Here is a 13572-nt window from a genome sequence, read left to right on the forward strand (position 1 = left end):
GTCAATACTGTAAAAGGCTTGTGCGGTCTATAATGTCGTCCTGCACATCCTTGCCAAGCACCGTGAAAAACGCACTGTAGCCAGCGACGCGCACAACGAGCGAACGGTATTCGTCCGGACATTCCTGCGCGTGTTTGAGATCGTCTTGCGTTACCACGTTAAACTGTGTTTCCCACACTCCGCAATCTACGATGCTTCGCATATATTCGCCAAACACCCGTTTGCTGTCCTCACCTTTGAATATAGACGGATGCAGGAGCTGGTTCAATACGGAGCCATGCCCTGCGCGTACGTTGCACAGCTTACCGGCAGACCTCAAAATTGCAGTTGCGCCGCATTTATCGTCACCATGTGTGGGCGATACGCCGCCATCGTTAAGCGGCTCCCCCGCATGCCTGCCGTTTGGCGTAGCGGCAGTGTGTTCTCCGTTGGGGACATTGGCAGTCATATAATAGATGCCTGCCGTAAAAATACCGCCACGCGCGTTCCTGGGCCCCTCAAGCGCATCGCAGAATACCGCAACTGCAAAATCGCTCATGTCGTCGGCTTTGTCGATGTCGTTGCCGTATTTGGGCGCTTTGTTTTTGAGCATAAGCCTCAGGGGCTCGTTATCTGCAAAATCGTTTTTCAGTGCGGCGACCAGTTCCGCCATACTGAGTGATTTTTCATCAAAAACAAATTTTTCGATTGCCACCAGCGAATCGCCCACTGTAATCGGCCCGACTCCAAGCGGGGAGGTATAGTTATATGTTGCGCCGCCGCGTTCAAAATCAACGCCTTTTTCAATGCAATCGTCGATCACAACCGAGCAGAAGGGCAGGGAGAGGAATTTTTTGTGGCACATATCGATCACGCGGTCATACCTGATAAGGATGTCTGTAAAATAATTCACCTGCTTGCGGTAGGCGTCCTTAACGTCCTCAATGGAGGTAAAGGAGCACGGATCACCTGTCTGCGGCCCCATTTGCTGCCCGGTGAGCATGCACTTCCCGTCGTTAAGCGCCAGCTCGAAGCACTTTGCGAGGTTGATATGCCCGCAGTTGCCCCAACTGTTCGTCTTGCCGTCGATCACGGGCTCGCTGCAGCCAAGGAAGCTGAAATTATACGCATCCGCATCGCTGGCGCCGATTTGCTTTACTGCCTGCCCAATCAGTTTGTCATTATATATTTTTACTTTGTTAAGTCCGGCCTTTACGTTTTCGGTTACCGCGTCGATCAGCCTTTGGGACGTGTGCTCATGAATCCTGACGGCAATATCGGGCTGTGCAAGGCCGATTCCCCTGTCTGCCTCCAGTACGAGGATCGATACATCGTTTGTAACGTCGCTGCCGTCGGCGAGCGTGCCGCCAATCGTGATCGTCTGCCCGTGTGCCGGACCGGTGTTCACAAGGGTGGATTCGTTCGAGGAAATTTTATCGATCTCGCTCAGCTTCAGGTAAAAGCATTCCATCAGTTCAAGCGCGGAATCATGGTCAATTTTTCCTGCGTCAAGGTCGGCCTTATAATATGGATAGAGATACTTATCCAGCCTGCCGATGCTGATCGCAAGGCCGTTTCCTTCGAGCTGGATGGCAAGCTGTGTCAGGTAGATAAACTGAAGCGCCTCCCAGTAGGAAGAAGCTGGCCGGGCCGGGATATTCGCACAGTTTTCTGCAATCTGCAGGAGCTCTTTTTTTCGTGCGGGATTGCTTTCCTTCTTTGCCATGTTCTTTGCAAGTGCGGAAAACCGGTTCATGTATTTGATGACCGCCTTCATCGCCTCGATGCAGGATAAGTAAAATTCGCGTTTATCCACATAGTCGTCCATAAGGGAGTCCAGTGCGGACAATTTTTCCTTGCAGATGCAAATTATGTTATCAAAGCCGGTCGCAAGCAAATACTCGTAGTTTGGAACCAGATGTCCCGGCGATTTGGACGCGTAGCTGGCATTGTAAATCACGCCAAAATCAATGATCTTCTGCAAATCATCAGGCACACAGGCCATAACGCGTTCGTCGAGCGCGCGCCCCTTCCAGTATCTGAGGCATTTGTGCATCTCCTTTTTTTGTTCCTCGGTGATTGCGAACCGGTCTCCCTGGCGCGTCATAAAGTCGTCCATCTGAGTAGAAAGCCAGCCGGCGGCATAATCGGGGAACATAGGCGTGCTGCGGACTTTCCGGGCGTGACAGCCTACGATCAGCTCGTGATCGTGAATGGAAATCGTCATATGCTCCATAATGTGCCGAAGCGCAAGCGCCCGCTTCATGGGATCCGATTTATTTTCGTTATTTTGATAGCTTTCCGTGACGAGTACGGCGCGTTCGATATCTGCGCTGCGCGTAGCCGAGAAAAAAGCATTTTTCAGTGCCGTTATTCTGTCGCTCATATCTTAAACCTCCAAATTAAAATCTGTGTGCTTTGGCACAAAATCCGTGAACGCGATAGATAATGCCGTCCAATCGGGCGTTTCGGTGCCACGGAAGCCGTAAGGCCCCTTTGATTCTTATTATAGTAAAGGCGCCGCAGCGTCTAAAGTCACAATTATGTCGCCCGCCCAGGACAAGAATTGCACGCAACAATCGATGGTTTAAGCGTGGCTTTCTGTTTTCTTTTCGCCCGGGATGATGATATGATAGAAAGAAATGGCAAATTGGTTTTGAGGATCGGCAATTATGCAGCGTTATAAAAAACAGGATGCGAGCATCGAATGCGAATTTATCGTCCCGGCAGAAGTCTGTGGAAAGGCCGTAAGGCTTGGCCTGCAAAAAGAGCAGCCGCAAATGCAGCAGGCGGGCAAACGGGCGCAGCTCCAGAGATTTGAAAGCGCGGCGTCCGCGTTTTGCCGCTCTCTTCGTGATTTGAAACATTATGCGCACGGTAAAACGCAAAAACAGGTATTGTCAGCCCTCCTTGTTTTGGCAGAGGATACTGAGCTCCATAATGATATTGCGGGGCGAATCCTGACGGGTGAAACGGCTGAGGCTGCCGTGAAAACTGTTGCGGAGCAATATGTGGGAATTATGCGGAGGGCGGAAGACGGACAAATGCGCTCGGGCGCGGTAGAGCTGGAAAGTATTTGTACTGGATTTTTGGAGCACATGTCCCGCGGATGCGAAACGGACTACGCAGGTTACAGGGATCGCATCGTTGTGGCGCTGGAGATATCGGCGATACAAATCATGCGCCTTTCCATGGCTGGCGCGCTTGGCGTAGCAGTGGAACGGGGGAGCAAAACAGGGCATGCGGCAATTTTCGCAAAAACCGAAGGAATGCCCTATGCTATTGCGGCGGAAGGTTTGTACGATGAAGTGGCAGACGGAGACATGGTTTTATTCGATCCGGAAAAGGAGCATATTGTGATACGGCCCCCAGATATACAGGCGTCCGGTTCCAAAAAATGCGAAGAGAGCCAGGCAAAGCCAAAGCCGTTTTTTGCAGCGAACGTAACCGGACGGCGCGGCGCGCTCAGCGCAAAGAAAAACGGCGCGTGGGGAATCGGCCTTTTGCGGACGGAAGCGCTGTTGATGCAATACCACAGGGAGCCGGGGGAAAAAGAGCAGGAAGAATTGTACCGGACAATTTTACAGGCGGGCCTGCCGGTCTATGCCCGTCTGGCCGATATGGACGAGGATAAAAGACTTCCCTGGCTCATGGCGGAAAAAGAGGGAAAGCGATTGCGCGGCATTGATGCGGTTTGTGAAAACAGGAACTTTTATCAGGCGCAAATCAGGGCGCTTCTTGGCGCGGGTTATCTTGCGCCTCATGGAATTATGGCGCCGATGATACGCTGCGCTGAGGATTTTGTATACGTAAAAAGAATGGTTGCAGAAGCCGCGCAGGACAGGAAAATACCGGCGGAACGCCTGAAAACAGGCTGTATGGTTGAAACGCCGCAAGCGGTGGAAGACATTGAGGAAATCGCGGGGCTTGCCGGTTTTTTGAGCATTGGAACAAACGATTTGACGCGATACACGCTGGGCATGCCGCGGGAAGAGGACTTATCAACGTTGTATCCGGAAATCAAAAAAAGTATCAGCAAGGTTGTGCGGGAAAGCCACAAAAAAGGGGTAAGCGTAGGAATTTGCGGCGACGCAGCTGCAAATAAAAACAACTTGCTTTTTTTCGATGAGATTGGCGTGGACTATGTCAGCGTACCGCCTTCCCTGATCGCCGGGCTTGCCGATTTACATGATAAAAATGAGGAATCTGATTTCCGCGGGCGTTGACACCATTGTTACTTTTTCTTGCCCCTGTCTGAATTTATAATAAGGATCGATGTTAATATTATTTCAGGCAGGTTATTATGGCTAATTATTTGATTGGATGCGATATTGGAACGAGCGGTGCGAAGGCCATCGTGATTGACGATCAGGGGACACTGCTGGGGAGCGGATATATTGAATACCCACTGCTTGCTTCGCAGCCCGGATGGTCGGAGCACGATCCGCAGGATTATTGGAGGGTGTTCAAACACGTGGTGCGCGGCGCGCTCCAAAATTCCGGCGTGGATAACAGGGAAGTCAGGGGAATCAGCGTAAGCTCGTGTTCGCCATGCAGCGTTTTTGTAGACCGCCAGGGGAATGCGCTGGACAGAAGCCAGACATGGCAGGACCGGCGCGCGGTGGACGAGTGCCGGTATGTGCAGCAGTTTTATAGCGCTGATGAAATATTCGAGCTTACCGCAAATACGCTGGATCCGCATATTGGAGCTCTGAAGTTGCTATGGGAAAAAAACAACCGTCCGGAAATCTACCAGAAAACCTTTAAGATGCTCAACCCCGCCAATTATATTACGATGCTGCTCACAGGGGAATTTGTAACGGATTACTCGAATGCGTCGCTCACCGGCTTGGTGTTTGACATCAGGAACCGGAAATGGCGGATGGATATCGCGGAAAAGGTCGGGCTTGATCCGGATAAATTCACGCGGCTCGCCCCGTGCGACGAGGTGGTGGGGGAAGTGACGCAAAAGGCGGCGCAGGAATGCGGCCTTGCGGCAGGCACGCCTGTTGTGGCGGGAACGATGGACTGCAATGCGGGATGGCTTGGAAACGGCGCAACGATGCCGGGCGACGCGAGCTTTGTCATGGGCACCGCGGGCGCGCTTGGCGTTGTGCACCAAAATCAGGTTTTCACAAAAACGATGACGAACGTTGTGCATACCGCGTATTCCGGCCAAAACTATACGACGCTTGCGGGAACGGCCTGCTGCGGCGGGCTGATGAGGTATTTCAGGGATGCGCTCGTGGAAACCGACGCGCGGATCGCCAAAGAGAACGGAGAAGATATTTATGATATCCTGACGGCAGAGGCGCAGAAAATACAGCCGGGCGCAAACGGCCTGCTCATTTTACCGTATCTGTCCGGCGAAAGGACGCCGCTATGGAATCCGCTTGCGCGCGGGGTGGTATTCGGATTATCCTTATCGCATACGCGCGGGCATTGGGTGCGTTCAATGATGGAAAGCGCAATTTATGCGGTTTACCACTGCGTGAAAATCATGAAGGAAAACGGGCTTGAAATGAAGCTGCCGATTGTAGTGAGCGAGGGCGGCTCAAAGAGCCCGCTATGGCGGCAGATTGCCGCGGATGTGATGGGAATCGAGTTTTCCTATACGCCCAACGCAAAGGGCGCGCCGATGGGCGATGCAATCAATGCGGGCGTAGGCGTTGGGATATTCAGGGATTACGAGGTCGCGAAGGATTTTATTGAGGTAAGCGAGTTTAACAAACCAGACGGGCAGAACCACGCGCTCTACCAAAAATATTTTGAACAGTATCTAAAGCTTTATGAAGACGTAAAACCGGATTTTGAATCTCTTGCACAGTTATTGAAGGCGGAGTAAGGAATGTTAAGTCAAAAGTGCGCCCAAATCATATCATATCTTTGCCAGCAGGCAAACGGGGAAGAATTTGTCCGCGTGGAAGAGCTGGCGAAAAAATACAACGTGTCGGAACGCACGATCCGTTATGATATCGATAAGATCGATTATTTTCTGAAAAAAAACTCCTTTCACGAGCTGCTGCGCGAAAAAGGCCTTGGAATACGCCTTGACGAATCACCGGAAAACATCAGGAAAATAAAACAAACCATGCTTGAATCAAACCTGCAGAATTACGTAATGACAAAGCAGGAACGGGTGGTTTTTATTGTCATGATGCTTTTTGACGCAGAAGGGTTTATCAAATATGATGAAATCGCCGACAAATTTTTTGTGAGCAGGAAAACGGCGATTGAGGATGTGCGTTCCTTAAAGGACGACATAGGCGAAGACAGCCTGCAATCAACAAAGTATGGTATTATGCTGCACGTGGACGAACCAAAGCGGCGCAGGGTTGTAATAGACTATGCCTTAAGCGTGTTTACGCCGCTCGAACTTTGGGAGATTACGCAGGATATATTTTCCAATATCAGCATCGTTATTGAACGAAAATGGCGTAAGATGATGGATGGAAAATTCGTCGATACGTGCGGGAAAGTCCTGCGTGAAACAGAAAACAAAAATAAAAAGCTGCTGACGGACGATTATTATTACCTTGTGGTAATCCTGACCGCGCTGTCCCTTTCGCGCGCGGCGCAGGGGTTTACGGCAGGCGGGGCGGAATACAGCGGGGAAGACGCTTTCCTCAATGAGTTTTTTGACGGGGTGCAGGCAAGCCTTAAGATGGAAATAAGCGCGAATGAAAGGGCGTTTATCGAAAGCGAGGTGAAGCGCATCCTGCAGCCGGATGGAAGCGAAGGGATTGAGATCAAGGCAGACCTGATTGCCGAACAGTTCATCATACGCATCAGCGATCTTACGGATGAAAAATATTATATGGATCAAACGCTCAGGCAAAGCCTGCGCCAGCATTTTGAAAGAGCCCTTAAAACAACGGTGAAGGCAAGGGCCGTTACAGGGACATTCGACGAATATGTGAAAAAAAACAAAGAGCTGTTCGGTGAAGTCAGAAGGCTGCTCGATGAAATCAACGCGTTTGACGCGGTGGTTGATAAGGAATCAGAGGCGGTACTTGTCATGCTGCATTTTTTGGCGGCAAGCGAACGAAAATTAAGTAAGTTTAATGATAAATACAGGGTGCTTGTGGTTTGTTTGAACGGGATTGGAACAGCAAAAATGATATCGGCAATCATGCAAAGGCATTTTCCTGAGGTTGAAATTATCGATACGGCTTCCCTGCACAGGGTGGATGAGCTTGTGGAAAAGGAACAGCCTGATTTTATTCTTTCCACAGTCCCCGTTAACAGCAGGAATATCACGGTAATCGAGGTGCATTCCATGCTCAGCGGTAATGATATTGAAAAGATACGCTCGTTTATCAAAGCGCACCCACAAAAAAGTTCCCGCGGGCAGCAAAATGTATTTGAAAGGCTGATCGATGCGATTGGTGAGACTTGCGACATCCGGGATATCATCGCCCTTGAGAGCAAGCTGAAAAACATTCTCAACCTCGAAAAACCGCAGAGGGAACGCAAGCTCAGGGATATGCTCACGCCGCAGACAATTCAGGTGGGGGCTTTGGCCGCGGATTGGGAAGAGGCGGTCAGGGTAAGCGCGCAGCCCCTTTTAGAGCTTGGATTGATCGAGCAGAGCTATGTCGACGCCATGGTGGATAATATTATTGAGATGGGGCCCTACGTTGTTATTGCGCCAGGCATCGCAATGCCGCATGCCTTGCCGGAAAACGGAGTGAACCAGAGCTGCATCGGGCTGGCGGTGCTGCAAAAGGAAGTCGAGTTTGGAAATGCCGCAAACGATCCCGTTAAGCTGATTTTTTCCATGGGCTCCCGGGACGGAAAAGAACATATGAACGCCCTTGCGGAGCTGATTAATGTGATCAGCGATAAAGCCCTCGTCAGGGGAATCGAAAACGCACATACAAAGGAAGAGGTTATGGAGCTTCTCCATGAGTTTTGGCAGGAATGAAAATTAATTTTAAATATCGGCGTAGATGCGCTAAACTGGACATAAACGCATTACGGCAATCACACAGGGCGCCGGAACTATGATGCGACGAAAAGGGAACGGAATGAAAATCATCACATTGTGCGGCTGTGGCCTTGGAACTTGCTTCCTGCTCAAGTTCACAGTAGAAAAAGTATTGGCAAAGCATGGCGTGAGCGCGCAGGTAACACCCTGCGATCTTGGCAGCGCCCCGCTGGAATATGCCGATATCTATGTATTCCCGCAGGGGCTTGAAACGAAGGGGACGCTTTCTCCTGGCGCAAAGTTCGTTGAAATAGAAAACGTAATCGATGAAGCGGAAATTGAGGCAAAGCTTACGCAGTATTTGGAACATGAAACGTTATGATGGATTGGTTCATTGAAATCTTAAAACCACCGATACTGCCCGCCGCTGTGGTGGTGGTGGGTTTGTTATTGCTGAAAAAACCGTTTTCGGGCGTACTGTCCGGCGCCATAAAAACAATGATCGGGTTTATGCTGCTGGTATTCGGCGCACAAATTGTCATGTGGTCGGTCTCGCCGCTTACGGATATCATATGGAATGGCTTTGGCACGCAATCGGTGCTTTTGAACAGTGAATTCATGGGAGCCGCATTGATAGCGGATTACGGATTCGAAGGATTTTGCGTCATGTTTATCGCGATCGTGGTGAACCTCTTGCTGGCGCGGTATACAAAAGCGAACGGAATCTATCTGACAGGGCATCACCTGCTCTATAGCTCGCTGCTTATTACGGTCATCCTCGGAACGTTAACGCCGCTTCCGCCTTGGGCGGTCATTGTAACGGGCGGGGCGCTGGTGGGCGTTTACGCCTGCCTGACGGTCAAAGCGACGCAGCCACTCCTGCACAGGGTTACAGGCAGCGGCGACATTGGCTTTGCCAATTCAGGCAATACGGGGGTTTTGCTTGGAAGCCTTCTTGGAAAGCTGTTTCAAGGGAAAAAGAAGTTTGAAAAAGGCCAAAAAAGCCGGTTTGAAATGAAGGATGTCGTGGTGCTTTCCACGGTCGTTATGTTTTTTTACTATTTGCTTTTTAGCATTGCCGCAGGAAAAACGCAGGGAAACTGGGGCCTTGACTGCCTGTTATATGCGGTGGGCTTCGGCGCGGCTGTATCGGTTGTGTTTTTGGGCATGAGAATGCTGCTTGCTGAAATCATCCAAATTATGTATGCGCTGCAGGCAAGGTTTGCGCCAAAAGCAGTGAAAGGGCTGGACGCATCGGCTGTGATTTCTTATTGCCCTGCCGCGTGGATGTGGGGCTTTCTTTTGAGCTTTGCCGCAGGGATTGCGGTAATGCTCATAGCATTGCTCGCCGGGGCCCGGTGCGTTGTGCTGCCAGGCGTGGCAAGCTGCTTTTTTACGGGCGGCTCTTCCGCCGTTTTTGCAAATGCTTATGGCGGCAAGCGGGGCGTTGTGATATCGTCCGTTGCAGTAGGGCTTGTGATCTCCCTGAGTATTATGTGGATGACGTCGTCAGTCCAGGCGCTTGATGGTTATGGAGTGGCTTTTGGAGAAACAGAGTATGGCGTGTGGGGCGGCCTTGCCGCGTGGTTTGCGCGTCTATTTGCAGGTGCATAAGAATTTTGGGCAGGCCAGTTATGAAACCGCCGTCTCCTGATAGCGTCAGGGCAGGGTTCCAATAAAATTCGATAGATAATGGTAGGACAAAACATGATTTGCAAAACGATGAAAATCAAAAATAACGTCGGCCTGCACGCAAGGCCCGTATCGGTGATTGCTGCCGAAGCCCAGAAATATTGTTCGGAGATCAGCCTGAAGCACGGGTGCGACGCGGTCAGCGCAAAAAGCTCGGTTAAACTCCTCTCCCTCTGCGTAGGCGCAGGCCACACGGTAGAGCTTATTTGCGACGGTCCGGACGAAAAAATCGCCATGGAACAATTAACAAAGGTATTTGAACATATCAACGAAGAAAACTAAATCAATTTCTGCAAAACTTCCAGGAATGAAATTATTGCAAAGTAAAAATGAAATGCTTGTGACTTTTTGAATTGATCAAAACGTATTATGCTTGTACTAATCAAAAAAATCACATCTTTTTTTATTCATGGATTATTTAGGATAAGGGGAATCTTTATGGAATACGCATTGGTCATGAAAGATATTGTCAAAACATTCCCGGGCACGATTGCAGTAAACCACGTTAATTTTGACGTCAGGAAAGGCGAGGTGCACGCACTCTGCGGCGAAAACGGGGCGGGCAAATCCACCCTGATGAAGATCATTGCAGGGGAAAACGGAGAATATGAAGGACAAATCTTTATCAGCGGAAAAGAAGTCAGGCTGACGTCGCCGCAAAAGGCAAAGGATAACGGCGTTGAGATTATTCATCAGGAATTGAGCCTGGCGCAGCCGATCTCGATTGCGGAGAACATTCTTGTGGGCAGGCTTCCCAAAAAAGGTTTTTTGCTTGACCAAAAGGAGATGATGAACCGCTCGGCGCGTTATTTAAAGAAGGTCGGGCTGGATTATGTGGATCCGGCGAGCCCGGTATCCTCCTTGAGCCAGCACGAAGCGCAGCTGGTAGAGATCGCAAAGGCGCTCTCCAACGAACCGGAGATACTGATTATGGACGAACCAACCTCGGCCCTATCGCGTGAGGAAGTAAAACGGCTTTTTGTGATCATCGACGAATTAAAGCGAAATGGCCTTGCAATCATCTATATCTCTCATTTCCTCAACGAAGTATTCACCGTTTCCGACCGCATCACAGTCATGCGGGACGGCAAATACGAGGGGACGTATCACGCGCGGGATACGAACCCCGGCGAGATTATTCACAAAATGGTAGGCCGCGACGTTGAAGATTTCTACGCAGCCAGCCGCAACAATGCCGGAGACGAAATGCTGCGCGTAGAAGGGCTCAGCAGGTACGGATTTTTCAGGGATATTACATTTTCGGTCCGGGCAAAAGAAATAGTGGGGCTGTGCGGGCTGACAGGAGCCGGACGCAGTGAAATTGTGAAATCAATCTGCGGACTGGATCCGCTCGATGAAGGAGAAATTTTTATCGAAGGCGGGAAAACAGAAATCAAAAGCTACGAGTCGTGCATTCGCCAGGGGATTGCCTATCTTCCGGAAGACCGCAAAAAGCAGGGCCTGCAGCTTGGTTTCAGTATGGCGGATAATATCACCTCGGCAGTGGTTACGGCACAATCCAAAAGAAAATGGGTAAATAAAAAAAGATATGGCAGCGAGATCAGGGCGTTCATCGAAAAGCTCAAAATTGTACCAAACCAGCCGCAGAAGGTCGTAAAAACATTTTCCGGCGGGAACCAGCAAAAGGTACTGCTTGCCAAATGGATGGCAGTCCATCCAAAGCTCCTGATTCTTGACGAACCGACAAGGGGCGTGGACGTAGGCGCCAAGGAGATGATTCACAATGCTGTCAGGGAGTATGTAGCAAAAGGAAACGCGGCGATTGTCATTTCATCCGACATGATGGAGCTGAGTGGATTATCGGACAGGGTATTGATTATAAACCAGGGGCGGCTGACAGGCACCATGGGAAAAGACGAATGTACGGAGGAAAGCCTGCTTATGGCTTCAAATGGCGGGGTGGCAAACGATGAGTGAAAACAGGATCAATCGGTCGGAATTCGTAGGAAAATATGGCGCATATATTATTGTTGTGATACTTCTTGTGGTCGGCGCGTTTGTATCAGACAAATTTTTCAGCGCAATGAACATTATGAACATACTGGAATCGGTGGCGTTCCTTGGAATACTTGCCGCGGGAATGTCCCTCGTTACATATGCCGGACAATCTGTCGATCTTTCCGGGCCTTCCGTAATAGCGGTTGCCGGATTTGTATCGATCATGACACTTGGGGCCGGCCTTGTGGTCAGCATCATCGCAGCGCTCGCAGTTGGCGCGGCAATCGGCCTGCTGAATGGTTTTGTGATCGGAAAATTCAGGACGAACACAGTTGTGTGGACGCTTGCAGTCACATTTGTGGCAACAGGGCTCATCCGCGTCATTTTTGGCAGCACCAACATTTATCCAAACACGCAATACGATGTTTCAGGATTTGAAGCGATCTCGCGCACAAAACTCTTTGGTATCGTGCCGGTCAGCGTCGTGATTATGGTATCTTTGCTGATCGTATTACATATTATTGTATCGCGCAGCAAGTATGGAGCAAAACTTAAAATGGTAGGCAGTGCGGAATCCGCCGCAAGGTTTACGGGGATCAACGTCACGCGGGTTATCTGCTCAACGTTTATCATCAGCAGCGTTTGTGCGGCGCTTACAGGAGTCTTCATTGCGTCGCTTTCCAAGTCAGCCGCATACAGCTACGGAACAGGTTACGACTTCAAGGCGATTACTGCGATTGTATTAAGCGGCGTTTTACTGGATGGAGGCAAGGGCAGTATACTGGGCGTTTTGGGCGGCGTGCTTACGATTGGGCTGTTGAACAATATACTGACGCTGCTCGGAGTCAATTCATTTTTACAGGACGTTGTGGTCGGCGCGGTATTTATCCTAGTGGTTTGGATCACTTCGTTCTCAGCTAAGAAGATGGAGGAAAAATATGCTTAATACAAAATCAAATATCTGGACAAAAGTAAACCAGAACAGGATCTATGTCATATTCCTCGTCTTATTTGTGGTCATGTCAGTGATCGCGCCGAATTTTTTCAACGAATTCAATATTACAAATATTCTGGGGACTATGGTTTTAAACGCAGTGGTCGTAATCGGCTTCACGGTTGTGATCATATGCGGGCACCTTGATTTATCCATTGTTTCGGTGATCAACCTTGCGGGCAATATCGCAATTTACGTCAGCCTGCAAACAGGAAGCTGGACGCTTTCAATCATTGCGGCAGTGGGCGCAGGCGCGCTTGTGGGCGTGATCAACGGCCTGCTGGTCACAAAAGCAAAGATCAATTCCTTTATCGCAACCCTTGGAATGATGACGCTGGTGCAGGGCCTTGTTTATTACTCTAATAATGCGGCGACACTTTCCACTACAAATTTTGAAGCGGCGGACTTTTTGGATAACGCGGTGGTGCCGCTGTTCCCCGTGAAGGCATTGATCGCCATTGCGCTTGTAATCGTATTCCATATTATCATTGCAAAAACGCCAAAGGGAAAAGGCTTTTATATGGTGGGCGGCAATCAGGAGACGGCATGGTTTGCCGGGCTCAATACAGACCGCTACCTTACGGTTGCATTCACACTATCCGGACTGTTTGCAGCCCTTGGCGGCGCGCTGTTCTCACTGAGTATGGCTTCGGCGATGGCAAACATCGGCGAACGCGGAATCAATCCGCTTATGACGATCATCGCGGCAACCGTGCTTGGCGGGGCAAGCCTTGCCGGGGGCAGGGGAAGCATACTCAACAGTTTTTTCGGGGTTCTTACACTCACCGTATTGTTCAATGCGCTCACATGCTTCAAGGCAGGATATGAAATACAGATATTTATCAGCGGCCTGGTGCTCATGGTCGTAATCCTGATGGAGGCGGTGGACACCTATAAGAAGCAGAAGATGGAGGGGGCTCATCCGGATTTGATGCGGGAAGCCGTACATCTGCCGGAACGTGCCGGACGGACAAAGCAAAGTAAAGTTTGAACGTGAAGTTCACTAAAAAATATGAGG

10 protein-coding genes are annotated in these 13572 nt (G+C 50.1%); 9 read left to right on the forward strand and 1 reads right to left on the reverse strand.

From position 1 onward, the window contains the following. Position 1: 1 nt before the first annotated feature. Complete coding sequence (locus CHK_RS08745) at positions 2-2365, reverse strand: glycyl radical protein (protein ID WP_046443673.1); 2364 nt, start codon at positions 2363-2365, stop codon at positions 2-4. A 286-nt stretch (positions 2366-2651) separates the two neighbouring features. Here CHK_RS08745 and CHK_RS08750 point away from each other — a divergent pair, with 286 nt between their 5' ends. The 9 genes from CHK_RS08750 (at position 2652) to CHK_RS08790 (ending at position 13545) form a co-directional block, all read left to right on the forward strand. Then, a complete protein-coding gene (locus CHK_RS08750) occupies positions 2652-4205 on the forward strand; it encodes an aldolase/citrate lyase family protein (protein WP_046443674.1) in 1554 nt (517 codons plus the stop codon). 77 nt (positions 4206-4282) lie between these two features. Further along, positions 4283-5824 (forward strand): FGGY-family carbohydrate kinase, encoded by a 1542-nt coding sequence (locus CHK_RS08755; protein ID WP_046443675.1) that lies wholly within the window; start codon positions 4283-4285, stop codon positions 5822-5824. Positions 5825-5827: 3 nt separating this feature from the next. Beyond that, a complete protein-coding gene (locus CHK_RS15715; protein WP_052740472.1) occupies positions 5828-7906 on the forward strand; it encodes a BglG family transcription antiterminator in 2079 nt (692 codons plus the stop codon). A gap of 79 nt (positions 7907-7985) precedes the next feature. Further along, the gene (locus CHK_RS08765; protein ID WP_082103479.1) at positions 7986-8291 is read left to right on the forward strand and encodes a PTS sugar transporter subunit IIB; all 306 of its coding nucleotides are present in this window, start codon (positions 7986-7988) and stop codon (positions 8289-8291) included. Further along, entirely contained in the window at positions 8288-9523 is a 1236-nt protein-coding gene (locus CHK_RS08770) for a PTS transporter subunit IIC (protein WP_082103480.1), read from the forward strand. Before CHK_RS08765 ends, CHK_RS08770 begins: the two co-directional genes overlap by 4 nt. Positions 9524-9616: 93 nt before the next feature. Next, the gene (locus CHK_RS08775) at positions 9617-9883 is read left to right on the forward strand and encodes an HPr family phosphocarrier protein (protein ID WP_046443678.1); all 267 of its coding nucleotides are present in this window, start codon (positions 9617-9619) and stop codon (positions 9881-9883) included. Between the two features lie 156 nt (positions 9884-10039). Further along, positions 10040-11539: a sugar ABC transporter ATP-binding protein gene (locus CHK_RS08780; RefSeq protein ID WP_046443679.1), complete on the forward strand. Its 1500-nt coding sequence runs from the start codon at positions 10040-10042 to the stop codon at positions 11537-11539. Next, a complete protein-coding gene (locus tag CHK_RS08785; RefSeq protein WP_052740473.1) occupies positions 11532-12506 on the forward strand; it encodes an ABC transporter permease in 975 nt (324 codons plus the stop codon). The genes CHK_RS08780 and CHK_RS08785 overlap by 8 nt, the downstream gene beginning before the upstream one ends. Further along, positions 12499-13545, forward strand: a complete 1047-nt coding sequence (locus CHK_RS08790) for an ABC transporter permease (protein WP_046443681.1) — start codon at positions 12499-12501, stop codon at positions 13543-13545. Before CHK_RS08785 ends, CHK_RS08790 begins: the two co-directional genes overlap by 8 nt. Positions 13546-13572: the final 27 nt, after the last annotated feature.

The sequence above is a fragment of the Christensenella hongkongensis genome, from assembly GCF_000981035.1.
Classification (GTDB): domain Bacteria; phylum Bacillota; class Clostridia; order Christensenellales; family Christensenellaceae; genus Christensenella; species Christensenella hongkongensis.

Coding starts and splice junctions, on each gene's coding strand:
- CHK_RS08745 (WP_046443673.1), bottom strand. CDS start 2,365: ATGAGCGACAGAATAACGGCACTGAAAAATGCTTTTTTCTCGGCTACG.
- CHK_RS08750 (WP_046443674.1), top strand. CDS start 2,652: ATGCAGCGTTATAAAAAACAGGATGCGAGCATCGAATGCGAATTTATC.
- CHK_RS08755 (WP_046443675.1), top strand. CDS start 4,283: ATGGCTAATTATTTGATTGGATGCGATATTGGAACGAGCGGTGCGAAG.
- CHK_RS15715 (WP_052740472.1), top strand. CDS start 5,828: ATGTTAAGTCAAAAGTGCGCCCAAATCATATCATATCTTTGCCAGCAG.
- CHK_RS08765 (WP_082103479.1), top strand. CDS start 7,986: ATGATGCGACGAAAAGGGAACGGAATGAAAATCATCACATTGTGCGGC.
- CHK_RS08770 (WP_082103480.1), top strand. CDS start 8,288: ATGATGGATTGGTTCATTGAAATCTTAAAACCACCGATACTGCCCGCC.
- CHK_RS08775 (WP_046443678.1), top strand. CDS start 9,617: ATGATTTGCAAAACGATGAAAATCAAAAATAACGTCGGCCTGCACGCA.
- CHK_RS08780 (WP_046443679.1), top strand. CDS start 10,040: ATGGAATACGCATTGGTCATGAAAGATATTGTCAAAACATTCCCGGGC.
- CHK_RS08785 (WP_052740473.1), top strand. CDS start 11,532: ATGAGTGAAAACAGGATCAATCGGTCGGAATTCGTAGGAAAATATGGC.
- CHK_RS08790 (WP_046443681.1), top strand. CDS start 12,499: ATGCTTAATACAAAATCAAATATCTGGACAAAAGTAAACCAGAACAGG.